22 protein-coding genes are annotated in these 20,804 nt (G+C 70.3%); 5 read left to right on the top strand and 17 right to left on the bottom strand.

Annotated features, from left to right (window positions below):
• Nucleotides 1–2: 2 nt before the first annotated feature.
• From LX12_RS10350 to LX12_RS10335, 4 genes are all read right to left on the bottom strand, one after another.
• The gene (locus tag LX12_RS10350; protein ID WP_253654443.1) at nt 3–782 is read right to left on the bottom strand and encodes a GAF domain-containing protein; all 780 of its coding nucleotides are present in this window, start codon (nt 780–782) and stop codon (nt 3–5) included.
• Entirely contained in the window at nt 779–1,498 is a 720-nt protein-coding gene (locus tag LX12_RS10345) for a GAF domain-containing protein (protein WP_253654442.1), read from the bottom strand. The genes LX12_RS10350 and LX12_RS10345 overlap by 4 nt, the downstream gene beginning before the upstream one ends.
• Before the next feature lie 107 nt (nt 1,499–1,605).
• Nucleotides 1,606–2,088: a DUF6328 family protein gene (locus LX12_RS10340; RefSeq protein WP_253654441.1), complete on the bottom strand. Its 483-nt coding sequence runs from the start codon at nt 2,086–2,088 to the stop codon at nt 1,606–1,608.
• Nucleotides 2,089–2,345: 257 nt separating this feature from the next.
• Nucleotides 2,346–2,846, bottom strand: a complete 501-nt coding sequence (locus tag LX12_RS10335; protein WP_253654440.1) for a CinA family protein — start codon at nt 2,844–2,846, stop codon at nt 2,346–2,348.
• Nucleotides 2,847–2,928: 82 nt separating this feature from the next.
• Here LX12_RS10335 and LX12_RS10330 point away from each other — a divergent pair, with 82 nt between their 5' ends.
• Nucleotides 2,929–3,882 (top strand): ROK family protein, encoded by a 954-nt coding sequence (locus LX12_RS10330; protein WP_253654439.1) that lies wholly within the window; start codon nt 2,929–2,931, stop codon nt 3,880–3,882.
• A 16-nt stretch (nt 3,883–3,898) separates the two neighbouring features.
• On the opposite strand, the gene LX12_RS10325 is transcribed toward LX12_RS10330, so the two are convergent.
• From LX12_RS10325 to LX12_RS10315, 3 genes are all read right to left on the bottom strand, one after another.
• Entirely contained in the window at nt 3,899–4,279 is a 381-nt protein-coding gene (locus LX12_RS10325; RefSeq protein WP_253654438.1) for a hemophore-related protein, read from the bottom strand.
• Nucleotides 4,280–4,381: 102 nt separating this feature from the next.
• Complete coding sequence (locus LX12_RS22235) at nt 4,382–5,752, bottom strand: sensor histidine kinase (protein WP_253654437.1); 1,371 nt, start codon at nt 5,750–5,752, stop codon at nt 4,382–4,384.
• Complete coding sequence (locus LX12_RS10315; protein ID WP_253654436.1) at nt 5,749–6,483, bottom strand: response regulator transcription factor; 735 nt, start codon at nt 6,481–6,483, stop codon at nt 5,749–5,751. The genes LX12_RS22235 and LX12_RS10315 overlap by 4 nt, the downstream gene beginning before the upstream one ends.
• Nucleotides 6,484–6,549: 66 nt before the next feature.
• Between LX12_RS10315 and LX12_RS10310 the strand changes: the two genes are divergently transcribed.
• Nucleotides 6,550–7,947 carry a cryptochrome/photolyase family protein gene (locus tag LX12_RS10310; RefSeq protein WP_253654435.1) on the top strand — a complete coding sequence of 466 codons (1,398 nt, stop codon included), beginning with the start codon at nt 6,550–6,552 and terminating at the stop codon, nt 7,945–7,947.
• 78 nt (nt 7,948–8,025) lie between these two features.
• Nucleotides 8,026–9,294 carry an Nramp family divalent metal transporter gene (locus LX12_RS10305; RefSeq protein WP_253654434.1) on the top strand — a complete coding sequence of 423 codons (1,269 nt, stop codon included), beginning with the start codon at nt 8,026–8,028 and terminating at the stop codon, nt 9,292–9,294.
• A gap of 12 nt (nt 9,295–9,306) precedes the next feature.
• Here the strand turns inward: LX12_RS10305 and LX12_RS10300 are convergent, their stop codons facing one another.
• Genes LX12_RS10300 through LX12_RS10265 form a run of 8 tightly spaced genes read right to left on the bottom strand, consistent with a single transcriptional unit; the run spans nt 9,307 to nt 16,186 of the window.
• The gene (locus LX12_RS10300) at nt 9,307–10,368 is read right to left on the bottom strand and encodes an ABC transporter substrate-binding protein (protein WP_253654433.1); all 1,062 of its coding nucleotides are present in this window, start codon (nt 10,366–10,368) and stop codon (nt 9,307–9,309) included.
• Nucleotides 10,369–10,427: 59 nt separating this feature from the next.
• Nucleotides 10,428–11,249 (bottom strand): ABC transporter permease, encoded by an 822-nt coding sequence (locus LX12_RS10295; RefSeq protein WP_253654432.1) that lies wholly within the window; start codon nt 11,247–11,249, stop codon nt 10,428–10,430.
• Entirely contained in the window at nt 11,243–12,088 is an 846-nt protein-coding gene (locus tag LX12_RS10290) for an ABC transporter permease (RefSeq protein WP_253654431.1), read from the bottom strand. Before LX12_RS10290 ends, LX12_RS10295 begins: the two co-directional genes overlap by 7 nt.
• Entirely contained in the window at nt 12,085–12,933 is an 849-nt protein-coding gene (locus LX12_RS10285) for an ABC transporter ATP-binding protein (RefSeq protein ID WP_253654430.1), read from the bottom strand. The genes LX12_RS10290 and LX12_RS10285 overlap by 4 nt, the downstream gene beginning before the upstream one ends.
• Before the next feature lie 47 nt (nt 12,934–12,980).
• Entirely contained in the window at nt 12,981–14,279 is a 1,299-nt protein-coding gene (locus LX12_RS10280) for an ABC transporter permease (protein WP_253654429.1), read from the bottom strand.
• Nucleotides 14,276–15,175 carry an ABC transporter ATP-binding protein gene (locus LX12_RS10275; protein WP_253654428.1) on the bottom strand — a complete coding sequence of 300 codons (900 nt, stop codon included), beginning with the start codon at nt 15,173–15,175 and terminating at the stop codon, nt 14,276–14,278. The genes LX12_RS10280 and LX12_RS10275 overlap by 4 nt, the downstream gene beginning before the upstream one ends.
• A 34-nt stretch (nt 15,176–15,209) precedes the next feature.
• Nucleotides 15,210–15,911, bottom strand: coding sequence for a hypothetical protein (locus LX12_RS10270; protein WP_253654427.1), 702 nt, complete (start codon nt 15,909–15,911; stop codon nt 15,210–15,212).
• Nucleotides 15,908–16,186: a helix-turn-helix transcriptional regulator gene (locus LX12_RS10265; RefSeq protein ID WP_253654426.1), complete on the bottom strand. Its 279-nt coding sequence runs from the start codon at nt 16,184–16,186 to the stop codon at nt 15,908–15,910. Before LX12_RS10265 ends, LX12_RS10270 begins: the two co-directional genes overlap by 4 nt.
• Nucleotides 16,187–16,345: 159 nt before the next feature.
• On the opposite strand from LX12_RS10265, the gene LX12_RS10260 reads away from it, so the two are divergent.
• Entirely contained in the window at nt 16,346–16,825 is a 480-nt protein-coding gene (locus tag LX12_RS10260) for a winged helix-turn-helix transcriptional regulator (protein WP_301284467.1), read from the top strand.
• Nucleotides 16,826–16,949: 124 nt separating this feature from the next.
• The gene (locus LX12_RS10255; protein ID WP_253654424.1) at nt 16,950–18,122 is read left to right on the top strand and encodes an acetyl-CoA C-acyltransferase; all 1,173 of its coding nucleotides are present in this window, start codon (nt 16,950–16,952) and stop codon (nt 18,120–18,122) included.
• A 10-nt stretch (nt 18,123–18,132) separates the two neighbouring features.
• Here LX12_RS10255 and LX12_RS10250 read toward each other — a convergent pair whose 3' ends face one another.
• Nucleotides 18,133–19,236, bottom strand: coding sequence for an NAD(P)-binding domain-containing protein (locus LX12_RS10250; RefSeq protein ID WP_253654423.1), 1,104 nt, complete (start codon nt 19,234–19,236; stop codon nt 18,133–18,135).
• A gap of 9 nt (nt 19,237–19,245) precedes the next feature.
• Nucleotides 19,246–20,736, bottom strand: a complete 1,491-nt coding sequence (locus tag LX12_RS10245; protein WP_253654422.1) for an HNH endonuclease signature motif containing protein — start codon at nt 20,734–20,736, stop codon at nt 19,246–19,248.
• Nucleotides 20,737–20,804 lie beyond the last annotated feature (68 nt).

The raw sequence follows: 20,804 nt of genomic DNA, 5'->3' as shown, positions 1-20,804 counted from the left end.
GGTCAGCTGCGGGTGTAGGGGTCGCTCAGCAGTCCGCCGTGGTCGCCCGGCCGTCGGTCGTGCGCGTCCACCAGCGCACGCGCGTGCGCTGCGAACGGTGCCTGGTGCGCGGCCGCGAGGCGCCGCAGTTCGCGTCGCGCGGCGACCGGGTCGAGATCCATTGTCGCCGCGGTGATCCCGACCGCCGTCGCGATGGTCCGGTTGTCCCGGATCAGGCGGTCGACCACGACCTCGACGGTGGCGGGCTGCGCGTCGGTGATCCCCGCGGACAGGGCGATCGCGGCCAGGTCGGCCAGGAGTTGACCGAGCATCACCGGTCGGTTCTGGCCCCACGGATCCGCCGTGTGCACCACCACCGATCCGACCGGCCGGTCCATGAAGCGGATCGGGAACGCATGCACCGCACGGATACCCGCGTCGCGCGCGTGTTCCCGGTACCGCGGCCAGCGGTCGCTCTGTTCGTCCAGGTCACCGATCACCGCCAGCGCCCCGTCGCCGGCAGCGGTCAGGCCCGGCCCCGAGGTCGACAGGCTCGGGTCGTCGACGGCCGACGCGTCGCCCGCGGCGGCCACGGCTTCGGCGCGGACCGGCTCTCGGGTGCGGTCCAGGACGACCACGGCCGACGACTGTGCCGCGAACCCACGCCGGGCGGCGTCGGCGACGGCGTCCATCAACTCGGCGACGTCGAACGGTCGGGTGAGGCTGTGGACGATGTCGGCGACGGCGACCACCGAGTGGCCGGGCACGGTCCCCGTCGTGACGCCGCTGGTCTGGTCGCTCACGGTCGGTACTCGCTCTCGATCTCGCGGAAGGTCCGGTTGCGCGTCACGATCTCCCCGGAGAGGAGGCTGATGGGTCGGCCGAGCCGGAACGCGGCCCCCTTCAACAGTTCCAAGGCCGCGCCGGTGCTGACGCCGAGCTGCACCGCGATCATGCCCGCCGCGACGTGGACGTCGTCGCGGCCGAGGTGTTCGTGGGTGTCCTCGATGAACTCCTCGACGGCGTCGGCGCTCTCGGCGACCTCGTCGACGTTGTGTCGGATGGTGACCGCGGCCAGGCGCGCACACACCTGCGCGGCCTGCCGCTCGTCGTGGGTGAGGTCGCCGGCACGACGGCGGTAGAGCTCCAACACCCCGACGGTGAAGTCGTCGGCGCTGACCGGGACCACGAACACGGCCCCGATGTCCATCGCCCGCACCTCCGCGCGGAAGACGGGCCATCGGTCGGTCGCGGAGTCGTCGGCGAGCGTGCCGATGATGACGGGCTCCTGTGTGGCGAAGGCGTCGATGCACGGGCCCTCGCCCAGTGTGAACTGCAGGTCGTCGAGGTGGGTGGCGGTGGCGTCGGTGGCGAAGACGAGATCTCGGGCGTCGCCCGCCGATTCGAACACCGCGATCGCCGCGCCGTCGACGCCGGTCAGGCGCACCGCCGTCCGGCACAGGTCGTCGATGCCGCGGAACAACACGTGGTGCGCGCCCCCACGGTCCGGTGCGCTCACCGGACGGGGACGCCCCACGCGCGCGGGGTCGTCTCGGAGGTCACCCGTGATCGATTCCCACCGACGGCGGGCGTCAAACCGTCGGTCCGGGTCGTGGGAGGGCGAGCTCATGTCGTCCGACGGCGGAGGACGAGCGGCAGCGCGATCCAGAGGGTGATCGCGACGACGGCGATCACGGCGCCGACGACGAGTCCGGTCCCGCGGTCGACGACGACGTCGAAGATGAGCGTGATGACACCGATGACGGCCACGGCGAGCAGTCCCAACCCGGCGATCGCCAGCCGGTTGGCCCACCGGACCAGGATGGCGACGGCGTGGCGGCGGAACAGGATCCGGTGCATCGCGACCGGCGCCACCACGAGCATCGTCGCGGCGACGGACGCGGTGGTCGTGACCAGGTAGATGGCGACGTCGCGGTCGGAGATCTGCGCGAACCGCGCCTGGAACGGCAGCGTCAGCAGGAAGCCGGTGAGCAGTTGGATCCCGGTCTGCATGACGCGGAGCTCCTGCAGCAACGACGCCCAGTTGCGGTCGAGGCGCTCGGTGGGGGTCTCGCCCCGCGCGCGCTCGTTCCACTCGTCGTCGTTCATGTCTCGATCTCAGCACAACGCACACCGGATCGGCCGCGAGAGCGTCGGTTCACCTCGCCGAGCGTGCGGCAGATCCCGTCGAGCGTGCGGCAGATCCCGCCGAGCGTGCGGCAGATCCCGTCGAGCGTGCAGACGATCCCGTCGAGGATCGCGCATGTGCACGATCGCCAGGAGCCACTGCACGGTCGCGGCGATCGAGTGCACGCTGGGCGGGCGGTGTCGGCACGCTCGGCGGCGGGGGTCGGCTGGTCAGCGGGTCAGGACTTCTCGGCGTGCTCCAGCAGGATGCGGACCGCGGAGTGCACGGTCGCGGCGAGGACGTCGGCGGGATCGCCGTCGAACTCGACGCGCTCGGTGCTCGCCTGACCGCGGTCGACGACGCCGACCCACACGGTCCCCGGCGGCACGTCCTCGTCGGTCTCCGGGCCGGCCTCGCCGGTCAGCGCGATGGTGAGGTCCGCGCCGAACATCGTCGCCGTGCTGTGCGCCATCGTGCGGGCGGACTCCTCGCTCACGACAGGACCGTCGGGGACGTGCAGCAGCGAGTGCTTCACCGACGACCGGTAGGCGACGATCCCGCCCGCGTACCACTCACCCGACGACGGGGCCCGGCCGAGTTGCGCCGCGAGGTTGCCCGCCGTCAGCGACTCGCAGGTCGCGATCGAGCGTCCGCCGCGTTGCGCCAAGTCGGCGAGCCGCTCCCACAGCTCGGTGGTCTCCTCGTCGACGGGCAGGTGTTGTTCGGGTTCGACGGTCATGACGTGGCGGATGGCCACGACGGCGCGGTCTCAAACATCGCGCGATCCGGGTGGGACGGAGCACCCGTGACAGACTGCGGGGATGAGCAAGCACGCGTCCCGCCTGGTGGCGGGGGTCGACGTCGGCGGGACGAACATCGAGGTGGGACTGGTCGACGCCGATCACACGGTGGTCGACCGCGCGAAGGCGCACACCCCCACCGACGGACCCGACGCCGTGCTCGACACGATCGCCGACCTCGTCGGTTCGCTCGACGACCGGCCGGTCGCGGTCGGGGTCGGGATCCCCGGCGTCGTGCACCGCGGCGACGTGCTCACCGTCCCGAACCTGGCCAACTGGACCAGCACCGTCGAGATCGGCGCCGAACTCGGCGACCGGCTGGATCTGCCCATCGCACTCGGCAACGACGCGAACGTCGGACTGCTCGGCGAGCACCTCGCCGGTGCGGCCCGTGGCGTCGACGACGTCCTCGGGGTGTGGATGGGCACGGGCATCGGCGGGGCCCTCGTGCTCGGAGGACACCTCTACGGCGGGACTCGCGGTGCCGCAGGCGAGATCGGGCACGTCGTCGTCCAGGAACGCGGCGCGCTGTGCGGCTGCGGGCGCCGGGGATGCGTCGAGGCCTACGCCGGGCGGCGGCAGATGGAGGTCACCGCGACCGCGCTGCAGGCGGCCGGCCGTGAGACCCGCCTCTTCGCCATCCGCGACGAGGTCGGCAAGCCGTCGGTGACGTCGAAGGTGTGGAAGAAGGCGCTCGACGAGAACGATCCGGTCGCGGTCGAGCTGTTCGCGACGGCGCTCGACGCGCTGGGCGTGGCACTCGGTTCGACGCTGAACGTGCTCGACGTCGGTCTGGTCGTCATCGGCGGCGGACTCGCTGAGAAGCTAGGACAGGATCTCGCCGACCGCGTCGCGACGGCCACCGCGCCGTGGGTGTTGCAATCCGACCCCGACCGCCGCTTCGTGGTGTCGGAGCTCGGCGACGACGCCGGGATCGTCGGTGCCGCGTCGCTGGCCCGCGACGGCCTCGACTGATCCCGGCGTCCGCGCGTCAGTAGCGGTCGCAGGTGGCGTAGATCAGGGCCACACGCTGATCGACGATCGGCCGGTACTGCTGCACGAGCGCGGCGATGCGCGGGTTGCGCTGGAGGAGTCGGTCGACCTCCTCGGTCCGCTGCGGCTCGGGCAGGAGGACGATGCGCTCGAACTCGCCGCGCACGCGCGGGTTGTCCAAGTAGCCCGCGACCTCCGGCGAGGTGGCGGTCACGGCGCGTTCGACCTGCGCGGTGGTGCAGTCGGTGCCCGGGACACGGTCCTGGGGTGCGGCGGACGCGGTCGCGGCGGGGAGGGACAGTGCGGCGGCGGTGCCGAGTCCGGCGGCGGCCAGTGCGAGAGCCCGGGTGACGCGGGCGCGGGGACGTCGAGTGGTCATGGTGGAACCCTTCGCGGCGGATGACGCGCTCGTCGGAGCCGGGATTCTGCAGCGGCGCGTGCGTCGACAACTGTACCGGCGTACCCGATGTGTCCGAGTCCGTCAGACCGACGGCGCGGGCGGGCCGCCGATGACGACGGTGAGCCGCGTTCCGCCCCAGGGACTGTCGGAGAGCTCGGCGCCCCCGCCGTGCAGCCGGGCCTGCTGGGCGATGAGCGCCAGGCCCAGCCCGGACCCCGACTGCCGGCTCGTCCCACGCTCGAACCGGCGGAACACGCGCTCCCGGTCCGCGGGCGGGATCCCGTGGCCGTCGTCGTCGACGACGATCGCCACGGCGTCTCCCCGCGGCTCCACACCGACCCGCACCCGTCTCGCCTCGCCGTGTCGGACGGCGTTGGTGATCGCGTTCCCGACAGCCATCCGGACGCCGGTCTCGACGGCGTACACGGGCACTGATTGCGGTGATGCGAGGTCGATCTCGACGCCCCGGTGGTGTGCGCGGGCCTCGGTGACGACGCGGTCGAGGATGTCGGCGAGGTCGACCGGTGTCCTGTGACGGCCGCCGAGATCGCCCTGGGCGAGGCTCTCCAACGCGGCGAGCGTCTCCTGCACGCGGGCGTGCGAGCGCCGGAGGTCGGCGACGATCTCGGCGCGTGCGGCGGCGTCCGGCGCGAACGACTCCAGCACCTCCAGGTCGGTCCGCATCGCGGTCAGTGGGGTCCGCAGCTCGTGGGCCGAGACCGACGCGAAGTCGCGGGCGGTCACCAGTGCCTCCTGGGTGCGCGCGCGTTCGGTGTCGACGCGGCGCAGCAGCGACTGCATGGCCATCGCGAGCTCCTCGGCCTCCCGGGCGCCCCGGACCTGTTCCAGCGCAGCGCGTTCCGGCGCATCGGGCCCGGCGTCGACGGGGATGGTCTCGGTCTGCCGCGCGAGTCGGCGCAGCGGTCGGATCGCCAGGCCACCGAGCAACCACGCCAGCAACGCCGACGCGGCGACGGCCGAGAGGCCGATGTACAGCAGGGCCCGACGCTGCGACGCGACTCGGTCGTAGGTGGGTTGCAGCGGTACGGCCACCGACGACGTGACCAGTCCGTTCAGCAGGCCCGAGTTCGCCGCGCTCGTCGTCCGCACCCGGTAGGGGGTGCCGTCGATCGTGGTGTCGCCCTGGCCGACGCCGCGTGCCGGGATCTGCCTGTTCGTGCTCTGCACGACGATCCCACCGAGACGGGCGGTCGCGAGCGCGCCGTCGGAGACGCCGGAGGTGATGGTCGTGGTGTTCGACGTCGACAGGCTCGGCTGGAACGCCGCCGACAGGGTGTCGACGCGGGCGTCGAGCTCGCGGAAGGCGCTGTCGCGGACCTGCACCCAGGCGACGGTCCCGATCGCCAGCACGATGAGGACGGTCACCAGTGCCGCGGCCGCGGTGACGCGGGTCCGCAGGGAGGGCGACCGACGCCGACGCGCCGGCGTCACGGGTGGGCCCGCAGGACGAACCCGACGCCCCGCACGGTCTGGACCACCCGGGGTTGACCCTGTGCCTCCAGCTTGCGCCGCAGGTAGCCGATGAACACGTCGACGACGTTGGTGTCGGCGGCGAAGTCGTAGCCCCACACCTGGCTGAGCAACTGTGTCCGGCTGAGCACCATGCCGGGGTGTTCGGCCAGGGCGACCAGCAGCTCGAACTCGCGGCGCGTCAGGTCGACGGGATGGCCGTCGCTGGTGACCTGCCGCGCGTCGACGTCGACGGTGACGTGCTCGACGACGAGCGTCCGGTGAGGTGCGGCCGAGGCCGTCTCCGCGGCGGGTGTCGCCGGTCGTCGTCGCAGCAGTGCGCGCAGCCGGGCGACGAGCTCGCCGAGGTCGAAGGGCTTGGTCAGGTAGTCGTCGGCCCCGGCCTCGAGACCGGTGATCCGGTCGTCGACGGTGGTCCGGGCCGACAGCACGCAGACGGGGATGTCGTCACCGAGCGCGCGCAGCGCGGTCACCACCGCGACACCGTCGAGGTCGGGCATGTTGATGTCGAGGACCAACAGTGACGGGCGCTGCTCGGTGATGCTGCGTAGCGCCTGGGCGCCACCGGTCGCGGTGTGGACACGGAACCCGGCCATCCGCAGTCCCCGCTCGAGCGAGTGCAGGACGTCGGGGTCGTCGTCGACGACGAGGACGTCGGCCGCGGTGTCGTCGGGACCGTCGGGGGGCGTCATGGCGGCCATTGTGCCGAAGACCCCTGGTCGGGGCCTGTGACGCCACGCCTCCGGCAGGATGGGGTGATGACGACCACCGCGTTGCTCTGGTTCCGCCGCGACCTGCGTCTGTCGGACCTGCCGTCGCTGCTCGACGCGGTCGAGGCGGCGGACCGGGTGCTGGCGTGCTTCGTCCTCGACACGACCTTGCTTTCCTCGTCCGGCGAGCGTCGCGTGCAGTTCCTGGGCGACTCGCTGCGCGACCTGTCCGAGCAGCTCGACGGACGGCTGCTGGTGGTGCGGGGCAAGCCGGAGAACCGCATCCCCGAACTGGTCAAGGCCGTCGACGCGACGAGCGTGCACATCTCCAGCGACCACACGCCCTACGGCGTCGCGCGGGACAAACGGGTCGCCGAGGCGCTCGGGGACGTCGAGCTCGCCGCGCAGGGGTCGCCCTACGCGGTCACGCCGGGTCGTCTGGCCAAGAACGACGGCGAGCCGTACAAGGTCTACACACCATTCCTGCGCGCCTGGCGCGATCACGGCTGGCACTCGCCGGCCGACACCGGTCCGAAGTCCGCGACATGGGTCGACCCGAAGGACGTCACCACCTCGAAGTCGAAGGCCGCCGACATCCCGGACCCGGGCGTCGACCTCCCACAGCCGGCGGGGGAGACCGCGGCTCTGAAACGGTGGAAGCAGTTCGTCGACGGGACCAAGGACTTCGCGGAGCACTCGGTCGCCGACTACGACGACGTGCGCAATCGGCCGGATCTCGACGCGACGAGCCGGATGTCGGCGCACCTGAAGTTCGGCAACATCCACCCGCGCACGATGCTCGCCGACCTCGTCGACCTGGAGAAGAAGGCGGCGACGAAAGACGGTGCCACCGGCTACATCCGGGAGATCTGTTTCCGCGACTTCTACGCGACGATCATGCATCACTGGCCGCGCAGCTCCTGGTGGAACTGGAACTCGCAGTTCGACGACATCGAGGTCGACACCGACGCCGACGCGGAGAAGGCGTTCGAGCAGTGGAAGGCGGGGAAGACCGGGTTCCCGATCGTCGACGCGGCGATGCGACAGCTCAACGAGTCCGGGTGGATGCACAACCGGCTGCGGATGATCGTCGCGTCGTTCCTCGTGAAGGACCTGCACCTGCCGTGGCAGTGGGGCGCGAAGTACTTCCTCGAGCAGCTCACCGACGGTGACATGTCGAACAACCAGCACGGGTGGCAGTGGACGGCGGGCTGCGGCACCGACGCATCGCCCTACTTCCGGGTGTTCAACCCGACGACGCAGGGCGAGAAGTTCGACCCCGACGGCGATTTCGTCCGCCGGTGGGTGCCCGAGCTCGCCGACATCTCCGGCAAGGCCGTCCACCAGCCCGGCGACGACCGCCCCGAGGACTATCCCGAGCCCATGGTCGACCACAAGGCCGAACGTGAGGAGGCTCTGGCCCGATACCAGAAGGTCAAGGGCTGACACGGCCGAGTTCGGACGTCCTAACTTTTTTCTTCGACCCGGTTTGAAACCGCTTCGCGGGTGTGTCACGCTGGGCCGATGGCGTTGGGGACCGATCCGCAGGTGACCGAGCCCGTCCCGCCGCGCTCTCGGCGGGGGCGGTTCGCCGGCCTCGCCCTGCTGGGCCCCGCGTTCGTCGCGGCCATCGCCTACGTCGACCCGGGCAACGTCGCGGCCAACGTGACCGCCGGAGCCCGGTACGGCTTCCTGTTGGTGTGGGTGCTGGTGATGGCGTGCGCGATGGCCGTGGTCATCCAGTACCAGTCCGCCAAGCTCGGCATCGTCACCGGCAAGACGCTGCCCGGTCTGCTCGGTGAGCGCCTGCCGCGGCGTCGTCGACTCGGGTTCTGGGCGCAGGCCGAGGTGGTGGCCGCGGCCACCGACATCGCCGAGGTGGTGGGCGGCGCGATCGCCCTGCACCTCTTGTTCGACCTCCCGCTCGTCGTGGGCGGGCTGATCGTCGGCGCGATCTCGATGGCGCTGTTGGGTTTTCAGTCCCGGAGCCGCCAACGCATGTTCGAGTCGGCGATCGGTGCCCTGCTGCTGATCATCGTCGTCGGGTTCCTCGCCGGGCTCGTCGTCGGCCCGCCGTCGCCCGGGGACGTCCTCGGTGGCCTGGTCCCGCGGTTGCAGGGCACCGACACGGTGTTGCTCGCCGCGAGCATGCTCGGCGCGACGGTGATGCCGCACGCCATCTACCTGCACTCCAGCCTCGTCATCGACCGGCACGGACCGAGCACCGACGACACCCGACGCCGACGACTCGTCCGCGCGACGCGATGGGACGTGACCGTCGCGCTCGTGATCGCCGGCGCGGTGAACATCGCCCTGTTGTTGCTGGCCGCGCAGAACCTCCAGGGGCGCCAGGGCACCGACACGATCGAGGGCGCGCAGCGGGCCGTCGGCGACGCGATGGGGCCGGTGATGGCGGTCGTGTTCGCCGTCGGCCTGCTCGCATCGGGTCTCGCCTCGACCTCGGTCGGTTGCTACGCCGGCGCGTCGATCATGCAGGGACTGTTGCAGGTTCGCGTCCCGGTGTGGATCCGCCGCATCGTCACCCTCGTGCCCGCACTCGTCGTCCTGGGCAGCGGCGTCGACCCGACCTGGGCGCTGGTGATCAGCCAGGTGGTGCTCAGCTTCGGCATCCCGTTCGCGATCATCCCGCTCGGCCGCTACACCCGAGACCGTGCCCTGATGGGGGCGTTCGCCGACTCCGGGGTCCTGCGCGTCGTCGCGATCGCGATCGCCGTCGTGGTCGTCACCCTCAACGTCGCGCTCATCCTGCTCACCGTCACCGGCAAGGGCTGACCCCGGCGGGGGTCAGGCCTTCTTCAGGTCCGGGTTCTCCTGGTAGACCTCGCTGATGAGCGACATGTCGAAGATGTCGGCGGCCTTGATGGTGTAGCCGGCCTTCGCGAGCGCCTCGATGTTCTCGGCGATCAATGCGTCGGTCATCGTCAGGAGGCCGTTGGCCTTCGTGTCGGCGGAGACGACGAGATCGTTCTGTGCGGTCGCCTCCTTCGTCTGGTCGTCGACCTTGAGTCCCAGGTTCTTGCCGTAGACGTTCACCGCGAGTTCCGCGGACCCGCGGGGGTCGGCGACGGCGTCGTTCCACCCCTGGATCTCCGCCTTCAGGAACTTCTTGAGGAGGTCGCGTTCGGAGTCGATGGTCTCCTGGCGCACCACCAGCGTCTCGGCGACGAGCGGGAGGTTGTGGTCGGCGAACAGCAGTGTCGCCGTCGGGAAGCCCTGCGCGGCCAGGGTGATCGGCTCGTTGGTGCTGTAGGCCACCCAGCCGTCGACCTCGCCCTTGGTGAGCGGGGTGGGGTCGTACTGGACGGTGATCTTGTCGACGTCGCTCTCGGACAGGTTGTTCGCGGTGAGCAGCGCTTTGAAGACGTTCTCGTTCGACGCCTGCACGCCGATCTTCTTGCCCTTCATCTCCGCCGGGGTGGTGATGGGGGACTTGGCGGAGGACATGATGCAGAAGGGGTTCTTCTGGTAGGTCGCGGCGACGGTCTTGAGCTTGGCGCCCTGCAGGATCACCGGCGCGGTGAGCTGCGGGGCGGTCATCCCGATCCACACCTTGTTCGACGTCAACCCCGTCTCCACACCCGTGCCGGCACCGCCGCCGGTGACGAGGTCCGGATCCGGGGTGAAGCCGGCCGCTTTGTAGTAGCCCTTGCTCAGCGCGTGGTACTCACCCGCGAACTCGATGTTCTTGATCCACGACAGCTGGACCTTCTTGGCGCCCCCCGACGACGAGGACGACGAGCCGCTGCTGCAGGCCGCGAGGACACCCGACGCGCCGAGGGCGCCGGCCGCGCCGCCGGCGAGCATGGAGTACCGGAGGAAGGAACGACGGTCGACGCTGAGGGACATGGGATCTCCGTTCGGAAGGGGTGGATCGGTGGTGATGGTCGGATGACGGTCGGGAATGTTCAGGAGGGTGCGGTGCCCATGCGGGACAGCACGACGGCCTCGAGCACCCCGACGATCGCGTACAGCACGATGGAGCTGACGGTGATGACGACGACCGACGCCCACAGCTCGTCGTAGGCCGCCGCGGGCAGTGCCTGCTGCAGGCTCGCGCCGAGACCCTTGTTCGTGCCGAGCCATTCGCTGACGGTCGCGCCGATCATGGCGCCGGGCACGGAGATCTTCGCGGCGGCGAACAGCGACGGGACCGCCGCGGGCAGCGCCGCCATGCGCAGCGTGGTGGTGCGGGAGCCGCCGTAGGCACTGATGACGTCGGAGATCTGGCGGGGAGCCCCGGCGAGTCCGGTCATGATCATGACCAGCGCCGGGAAGAACACGATGATCCCGCCCATCACCGCGACGCAGGCGGGTCCGCGGCCGACGATCATCGTGATGAGCGGTGTGATCGCGACCAGCGGCACAGACCGCATGAGCATCGCGATCGGCATGAAGGTCTGCGCGGCGGGACGTGACAGCGTGAACACCGCGGCGACGACGATCGCCGCGACCATCCCGGTCACGAACCCGATCCCGGTGTCACCGAGCGTGATCCACAGCCGGTCGAGCAGGTCGGCACGGTCCGACGCGGCGTCGGGTGCGGTGAACAGGTACTGGAACACGTCGATGGGCGTGCGGCCGATGATCGGGCCGACGTCGGGGAAGGCCAGCAGGAACAGGATCCAGATGACGACGATGAGGACGAGGGATCCCAGCAGCGACAGCAGCAGGCGCGCGGTCGGTCCCACGCGTCCGACCAGGGTCGGGCGGTACGTCGTGCTCACCATGCCCGCTCCCCCCGGGCCCACCGCTCGACGAAGCGCGCCACGACGGCGATGACGGCGTACCCGACGCCGGCGATCACCCCGGCGATCAACGCGATCGCCCAGACCTGCGGGATCTCGGCGGCCTGCTGCGCCAGGATCATGGCCGGTCCGATGCCCTGCTCGGGTGCGGACAGGAACTCGCCGAGCACGGCGCCGAGCACGGCGGCCGGGGCCGAGATCTTGAGTGCTGCCAGCGTGTTCGGCAGTGCGGCGACGACACGGACCCGGAGCAGCTGGGCGAAGGGGCCGCCACCGTAGACCCGCACGAGGTCGAGCTCGGCGGGTTTCGGCGACCGCAGACCCGACAGCGCGCCGATCATCGTCGTGAAGAACACCGAGATCGCGGCGAGGAAGACGATCATCGTCTGCACCTCGGCGAAGGCGACCTGGATGATCGGGGCGACGGCGATCAGCGGGGTGCAGTAGCTGATGATCGCGAGCTGGGTGGCGAGACCCTCGACCGCCGGCACGATGACGACGATCAGGGCGATGACGATGGCGAGCCCGTTGCCCCACAGGAATCCCCGCAGCGCGAGCTCGACGGTGGGGGTCACGTTGGTGGCGTAGAAGTCGCCGCCCTGATCGCCGATGGCACGCAGCACGGCGACGGGTGTCGGGATGGTGCCGCGGAACCACTCGAACACGCCGGCCACGGTCCACAGCGCGATGACCGCGACGATCCCGAGTGCGCCTGCACCCCAGCGGGACCCGGCGGATCGTGCACCCGCCCACCGTGTACCGGGCAGGGGACCGGGTTCGGCGGCGATGTCGGCCGTGGTGGGCTCGACGACCGCGGTCATCCCGCGGCCCCGGTCGATGCCGCGGCCGCGTCGGTGCGGCGACCGAACAGCACGCCGCTCAGGTGGTCGTGCAGGGCGTGGAACTCCGGTGTGCGCAGCATCTCGGGCACGCGCGGCCGGGGGAGGTCGATGGGCAGCACCTCGACGACGCGTCCCGGGCGCGGGCTCATCACGGCGACCTCGTCGGAGAGGAACACCGCCTCGGCGATGCCGTGGGTGACCATGAGGGTGGTGGCCGGCTTCTCGGTCCAGATGCGGAGCAGTTCGTCGTTGAGGCGCTGCCGGGTCATGTCGTCGAGGGCGCCGAAGGGCTCGTCGAGCAGCAGGGCGGTCGGTCGCACGACGAGCGCCCGGGCGATCGACACCCGCTGCCGCATGCCGCCGGACAGCGTGGCCGGCTTGGCCTTCTCGAATCCGGAGAGGCCGACGAGCTCGATGAGCTCGGCGACGAGGTCGTCGTCGGCGGGCATGCGCGCGACCTGCAGGGGGAGCTTGATGTTCGCCTCGACGCTGCGCCACGGCAGGAGGGCCGAGTCTTGGAACGCGATCCCGAGGCCGTGGTCGCGCTGGAGATCGCGCGGGGACTTCCCGTTCATGAGCGCGGTCCCCGAACTCGGAGACTCGAGGCCGGCGAGGATCCGCAAGACGGTGGACTTGCCGCAGCCCGACGGGCCGAGCAGGGAGAGGAACGACCCCTCGGGGGTCTTCAGGGTCACGTCCTCGAGTGCCGTCACCGAGGTCTTTCGCGAGCCGAAAGTCTTGGTGAGCCCGGAGATGTCGACACCGGTGCCGGCCGGAGGTGTCCGTGCCGGCACCGGTGCCGGGGTGGTCGGCTCCTGCGTCATGAGGGGTGACGGTAGGAGCCGCCTGTTGCTGGGGTGTTACCCCGCGATTACGCCGTCTCGACCGGTGTCCGCTGTGCGTCGTGCGACCGACCCAGCACCGCCTCGGACCACTTCACCCGCGAGCCGGTCCGCAGGATCGACCGCTGGTAGATCCGCGAGGCGATCCACGTCGTCGCCGCGCACGCCGCGATCATGAGGACGACGGTCCCGATGATCTGACCGACGCTCGCGTCACCGGTCGCAATGCGCATCGGCATCAGAGAGGCGGAGAACGGCGGGATCCAGGACAGGATGGTCATCGGCGTCGAGGTGATGGCGTTGATCCCGAAGATCCCGGCGTACAGGACGCCGAGCGCGAGGAAGGTCAGCGGCAGCGTCGTCGAGCCGGCCTCCTCCTGTCGCGACACCATCGAGCCGGCCGCGGCGTAGAGCGTGGCGAAGAACAGGAACCCGAGCAGGAACCACACGATCACCGCGACGAACATCGACACCGCGGTCGTGGGGACCGTCAGCAGTCCTGTCGCCGAGCCGGTGATCAACCCCGCCCCGGCGAGGACGACCAGCTGCCCCAGCAGGATGGTGCCGATGCCGAGGATCTTCCCCCACAGCAGGTGCAGCGGCTTGATCGTCGCGAGCAGGATCTCGACGATCCGCGACGACTTCTCCTCGACCACGCCGACGGAGATCATGCCGCCGCCCTGCATGATTACGATGAGCAGCAGGATCACCCCGATGTAGGCGATCGCGATGCGCTGTCCCTCATCGGGTTTCGTCACCTTCGTCTCGGCGACCGACAGCGTCGACGACGCGGCGGCCGCCGAGGTGACCGCGGCCGGGTTCGCGCCGGCCGAGCTGATCGCCGTGCGGAGGCCGGATTGGGAGACGGCGGTGCGGATGAGCGTCTCGGCCGAGCCCGACAAGCCGTCCTTCGTGATGGCCGTGAACGCCGTCGACGATCCCGGGCCGTTCGCGACCAGAGCCGCGGCGACGTCGCCGGACTCGACCTGCGACCGGGCTTCTTCGGGCGTCGCGAACGGGCGGATGTCGACACCGCTGCCGGTGAGCCGACCGGCCTGGGTGAGCGCCTCGGACACGGGGCTGCCGGCCGCGGCGACCAGGCCGATCTTCGGGGCGTCGTCGCCACCCTTCCCGACGAACTGCGCGGCGACGATCAGGCCGCCGACGATGAGGACCAGCAGCAGCACGTTGATGATGCGGAAGGACTTGGTCGAGACGCGCGTGGTGATCTCGCGTCGGGCGACCAACGCGATCGCCCGGGCGGCGCCGGTGTCCGTGCCGTGCGTCGACGCGCCTCGGATCGGCTCGGGGGTCAGGGTGCTGGTCATGCCGACACCACCTCTCGGAACAGTTCGGTCAGGTCGGGTGTACGCGGGGTGAAGCGACGCACGGGGCCGTGGTCGAGCGCGGCGCGCAGGATCTGCTGGTCGTCGGCGTCGGGTGCCACCCCGACGACGGTGGTGTCGGGGCCGGCCACCCGTACCGACGTGACACCGGGCAGTCCGTCGGCCCAGTTGTCGACGGTGGACGGGCCGACGATCTCGATCTCGACCCCGCCGTGCGCGCGGAGCTCGTCGACGGTTCCGAGTGCCCGCATCTCGCCCTTCGCGATGATGCCGACGCGGTCGCACAGGCGTTGTACCAGATCGAGCTGGTGGCTGGAGAAGATGACCGGGACACCCTGCGCCGCTTTTTCTTTGAGCACGTCGCTCATCACGTCGACCGCGACGGGATCGAGTCCGGAGAACGGCTCGTCGAGGACGAGCACCGCGGGATCGTGCACGAGTGCCGCGGCGAGCTGGGCGCGCTGCTGGTTGCCCAGGCTGAGGTCGTCGACGGTGTCGTCGATCCGGTCGGCGATGCCCAGCCGGGTCAGCCAGTCCCGCACCGTCGACGCGGCGTCGGCGCGCGAGAGGCCGTGCAGCTCGGCCAGGTACTGCAGCTGCTCGCCGACCTTCATCTTCGGGTAGAGGCCACGCTCCTCGGGCATGTACCCGATGCGCCGGCGCAGCGCCAGATCGATCGGACGGTTCCCGAGGGAGACCGTCCCGGAATCGGCGGCGAGCACACCGAGCACGATGCGCATCGTCGTCGACTTGCCGGCGCCGTTGCTGCCGACGAAGCCGAAGATCTCGCCCGGGTGGACGGTGAAGGTCATGTCCCGCAACGCGGTCAGGTCGCCGTATCTCTTGGTGAGACGGTCGATGATCAGGGGGTCGCTCACGATCGTCCTCTCTGTGGTGGGTTCTGGGGTCCGGTCACCACCGGCCAGGAGCCGGGGGATCGAAGTGTGTGTCGTCGTCGCGGGGTCGCGACGGGCTCGCGTCTGCGGTGACGCGCGGCGGCTCGGTGGACTCGACGGTGGCCTCGTCTGTCGCGGTGTCGACGGTGTCCGCGAAGTCCTCGGGGTCGGGGTCCTCGGTCCACCAGGCGAGAAGCAGTGTCGGACTGCAGGTGCCGACGAGCATCAGCGTGATCAACAGGACCCCGAAGCCGTAGACGGTGTGCCCGCTGACGGACTCCACCGACGAGCCGACGAGGACGAGAGCCAGGTAGGGGATGAACATCAGGCTGAACACCGCGAGATACCCGATGGACCGTGCCGAGTTCCGCTTGGCGAGTTGGAGTTCGTCGAGTGATGCGACCGGCGCTTCGGCGATGTTGCCGGTGACGATCCCGAGCAGCTTGAGGAAGACGAACACCCCGATCAGCCCGACGACGAACGGGATGAAGAACCACACGTGGGTCACGAAGGACATCACCGACGCGACCACCAGTACCGCGAGCGACGCGAGCACGCCGCAGGCGAGGATGCGTGCGCCCCGACGGTTGCGCATGCCGACGAGCCGGTGTGCGTTCTTCGCCTGGTTCTTCTCGTACAGGCGGACGCGCCACCCCTCGTACCGCACCCACGGAGCGGGCTTGAGGTGGTCCGGGATCGCGGAATTCGGGTCGGTCATGAGGTGCTCCCGTTGCGGTTGGCGTACAGCTCGGTCGACATCGCCGTGAACTCGGTCCGGCTGAACACGGCCTCGACGGGGAGGTCGAAGACGGCGCAGATCCGGAACGCGAGGTCGAGGCTCGGGTAGTTGTCGCCGCGTTCGAGCGCGCCGACCGACTGGACGTTGATCCCGACGGCCTCGGCGAGTTCCGCGCGCGACATCCGACGCTCGGCGCGCAGGACGCCGATGCGGTTGTAGATGGGGAGCTGCGCTCCCCGTCGGACTGGACTCACGCAACACAGTGTTAGGAAAACACAACATCCTGTCAAGAGTTTACGACGGACAAGCGTTCGGAACGTCGCCGATCGTCGGCCTGCATAAAGCTGTCGTTATGTAGGCTCGGCGGTGTGCAGACCACCCGGGACACGTCCCACGACGAGCACCCTCCGACGATGACGCTCGGGCCGGCGCTGGCCGATCGGAGCCGATGGACGACCGAGAGGTGTTCGATCGCAGCCGTTCTCGACGTGCTGAACACGCGGGCGGCGTTCCTGGTGATCCGGGAGTGCTTCTACGGCACCCGCCGCTTCGACGACTTCGTCGACCGCGTGGGCATGTCGGCCCCGGCGGTGTCGCGCGCCCTGAAGCGGCTCGAGGAGGCCGACGTCGTCGTCGGCACCCCCTACCGCGAACCCGGCGCGCGCACCCGCACCGAGTACGTGCTCACGCCCGCGGGCGAGGAGTTGCTGCCGCTGGTCGTCGCCCTCGCACAGTGGGGCGACGCGCACCTGAAAGGCGGTCGGGGTCCGCTGTCGTATCTCGACGCCACATCGGGACGTTCGGTGCGAGCCGTGGTGACCGCGGATGCGGTCGACGCCGCGCTCCCGGCCGACGCGATCCTCGTCGAGCCCGGTCCGGGCGCCCGTCGCTGAGCTGCGCTGTCTGGTGCGTCACAATCGGCTGGATAACGCTAGCGTTTTCCAGCGGCACCGCGTTGTCTCCTGAGTAACGACAACATCACCCAGATGTCCTGGGTGTCTCGGGAAGAAGGACGCCATGGCCACAGCCGTCATCGTCGACGCGGTCCGCACTCCGATCGGGAAGGGCAAGCCGAGTGGCGCCCTGCACGACGTGCACCCCGTCGACCTCCTCGCGCACAGTCTCCGTGCCGTCGTCGAGCGCACCGGGATCGATCCGGCGGAGATCGACGACGTGATCACGGGCGTCGTCACGCAGAGCGGGGAGCAGAGTCTGAACATCGCCCGCCGCGGTCTGCTGGCCGCCGGCTATCCCGAGTCGGTCCCCGGCGTCAGCGTCGACCGTCAGTGTGGGAGCGGGCAGCAGGCGATCGCCTTCGCGGCGCAGGCGGTCGCGTCCGGCGCCGCCGACGTGGTCGTCGCGGCGGGTGTGGAGTCGATGTCGCGGGTCCCGATGGGCTCGGCCGCGTTCGGCACCGAGAACCTGAACGGCCAGGCGTTCGAGGAGCGCTACCCCGACGGTCTCGTCGGTCAGGGGATCTCCGCGGAGCTGATCGCGGCGCGGTACGGCATCTCCCGCACGGCGATCGACGAGTTCGCGTTGCGGTCGCACGAGTTGGCCGCGACGGCGACGAAGAACGGCCTCTTCGACGGCGAACTCGCCCCGATCGCAGGGCTCACGGCGGACGAGGGGATCCGCACCGGGAGCACGCTCGATCAGCTCACCGGTCTGCGCCCGGCCTACTTCGACGAGTCGATCGCGCGGAGGTTCCCCGAGATCGACTGGCGCATCACGGCGGCCGGTGCGAGCCAGATCAGCGACGGCTCGGCCGCGCTGCTGGTGACGAGCGAGGAGGCGGCGGCCCGGCTGGGTCTGCGGCCGCGGGCTCGCGTGCACACGGCGGTCGTCGCGGGTGACGATCCGCTGCTGATGTTGACGGCGATCATGCCCGCCACGCGCAAAGCGTTGGCCAAGTCGGGGCTGTCGCTGTCGGACATCGACCTGTTCGAGGTCAACGAGGCGTTCGCGCCCGTCGTCCTGGCGTGGCAGCAGGAGCTCGGCGTGGACCTCGACAAGGTCAACGTGCACGGAGGCGCGATCGCACTCGGCCACCCGTTGGGCGCCAGCGGCGCTCGACTGGCCACCACGGGGTTGGCCGCGCTCGAGCAGCAGGGCGGTCGCTACCTGCTGCAGACGATGTGTGAGGCGGGCGGACTCGCGAACGCCACCATCTACGAGCGGATCGTCTGACCCGCTCGGGTCATCGGCTCGCGAGGAGGTCCGCCACGACGCGGGCCGCCTCGCGGCCGGCCCGGTTCGCCCCGATGGTCGACGCGGACGGTCCGTAACCGAGGAGTTGCACCCGTGGTTCGTCGGCGACGACGGTCGCGAGGCGGCCGGTCATGGTGATGCCGCCACCGGGTCCGCGGAGTCGTAGCGGCGCGAGATGGTCCAGCGCGCTGCGGAACCCGGTGTTCCAGAAGATGCTGTCGAGCGGCAGGTCGGGGCGAGAGCCGTCGCGCCACCGCACCCCGTCGGGGGTGATCTCGTCGAAGATCGGCATCCAGGCGAGGATCCCGTCGGCCTCCGCGGCGGCGATGGCGGGCGTCCGACGCAGGCCGGTCACCGAGACGACCGAGGTCGGTGGGAGCCCGGCGCGGACCCGTCGCTCGACCCGGGCGACGGCTTCGCGGCCGGCCTCCGGGCTGAAAGGCGCGTCGGAGAAGACCGGCTCCCGCCGGCTGCACCAGAACGTCGTCACATCGGTTGCAGAACGGGCGATCTCGATCAGCAGCTGGACCGCGGAGATGCCCGCACCGACGACCAGTACTCGCTCACCGTCGAAGTCATGGGGGCTGGCGTAGTCGTGGGTGTGCAGCTGGCGGCCGGTGAACGTGTCGATGCCGGGCACGTGGGGGATGAAGGGTCGATCCCACGTCCCGGTCGCATTGACGACGGTCCGCGTCCGGATGGTGCACGGCCCGTCGGCAGACACGGCGGCGATGGTGAAGTGGTCGGGTCCATCGCGACGGACCGCGCGGACGTGGACCGGCCGTCGGACGGGGAGGGCGAACCGCTCCTCGTATCGGCCGAAGTAGTCGGCGACCGCGCTCGAGGCGGGCCAGGCGTCGCATTCGACACCGAGTGCCTCGGTGAGGCCCCAGCCGGGGAGGTCGTGGACGTGGTTCGCGCCCGCCAGGGTGAGAGTGGGCCACCGGAACTGCCATGCGCCGCCGGATGCGGGGGCGTGGTCGAGGATGACGAACCGGTCCTCGAGGCCGAACCGCTGGAGGAAATACCCCGCCGACAACCCGGCCTGCCCGCCGCCGATGACGACGCAGTCGTACTCGTCGGCCGTGGACACACCCGAACTCTACGCAGCGTGGTCCGGGCCCCAACGGATGTCGGCCCGCCGCCGTCGGTCGGCGAGGATCAGTTCCAGCGCGTGTTCGATCTCCGACCATTCGGGGTCGGGTGGTGCGGTGTCGTCGAGGATCCGGTCGGGCCGGTGGAGGTGGTTGGTGCGGGGTGGGTCGGTGGTGCCGTTGGCGACCCACCCGTACTTCCCGCGGTCGGGTCCGTCGAGGATCTTCTCGGTTCGCCAGCCGCCGGGCCCGTCGTGCACGGCGCGGTTGTGCGGTCCGCAGGCCGGGGCGAGGTCGGTGATGTCGGTCTTTCCGCCGTGTGCCCAGTCCTGTTCGGCGTGGTGGGCTTCGGTGTGGGAGAACGGGCGCGGGCAACCGGGCTTGGAGCAGCCGCCGTACTCGGCGAACGTCACGAACCGCTGGGCTTCCGACGCGAGCCGCTTCGCCCGCCCGAAGTAGAGCGGTTCGCCGGTGTGGTCGTCGAACACCGTCAGATACATCTGCGCCTGCGCGGCGAGCTTCACGATCTCGCCCATCGGGAGATCTGTGCCCGTCGTGGTGTGCCCGATCCCGGCCCGCTCACGAAGCTGGGATTCGGTGATCGACACGATCACGTGTGGCGGCAACCCGCGATGCGCGGCGCCGTAGAGCCCGCCGTCGGCGGCGGCCTGCAGCAGGGCGTGGAAGGCGTCGTGATTGCGTTGCGCTTGAGTCCGGCAATCGCGTGACGCGGCGTCGCGCAACTGGGCCTGGTCGATGCCCTCATCGTCGGCGCCACCTTTGGGTGACTGGTCGTCGTCGGGATTGTTCATGCCTGGTTTGGCCCAGGCCGCCAGCAGAACCTCGAACAACGCGCGCGTCGTGGGATCCAGCGTCCCCATCAGTTTCGACATGCTGAGCGTGTCCTGCGCACCCAGCGACAACGACCGGTTCCGAGCGCGATCCCGCTCGTCCGGGAGGTCCCCATCGGGGTCGAGGTGCGCCAGGATTCGCGCACCCGCGCGGGTGATCTCCCGCGGCGAATGGTGCCGGGCGATCTCGGCGAGTTGTTCCTCGGCCAGGTCCCACATCTCCGGTGGTGTCGCCGACGGCACCTTGGCCATCACGTCCAGCACAGCGTCGACGTGTTCGTGGCCGAGTGCTCCGTCGGCCATCGCGTCCGCGGTCTCCGGGCATTTCGCCGGAAGCTTCTCCCCGGTCATCGCGTGCATCTCGGTCAATTGCGTGACCTGACGCAGCCGTCTGCGCGGGTTCGGGATCCGCAGGCGTTGCCCGACGAACTCGTCGAGCTTCGCGCACTGCACCGACCGATACGCCTCACGATCGGAGACGTCCAGAATGCGCTGCAGCCCAATCGAACCCATCCGCCGCACCGCGTGCTCATGGGTGATCGCCAACTCGGCGACCTCCAGCTCCGGGCATGCGTCCGAGGTGCGCTCTACGATCCGATCCAGCACGGCGTGCAACTCGGCGTAGTCGTCGACGAGACTGTCGCTCACGGTGCACCTCCCCTGGCAACGCTGTACACACATCATAGAACATGTGTTCGACTCGCGGTCTAGTTCGA

Source organism: Williamsia serinedens (assembly GCF_024171725.1).
Taxonomy (GTDB): Bacteria; Actinomycetota; Actinomycetes; order Mycobacteriales; family Mycobacteriaceae; genus Williamsia_A; species Williamsia_A serinedens.
Note: the sequence above shows the minus strand (reverse complement) of the source record. Positions and strands in the feature narration are given on the sequence as shown.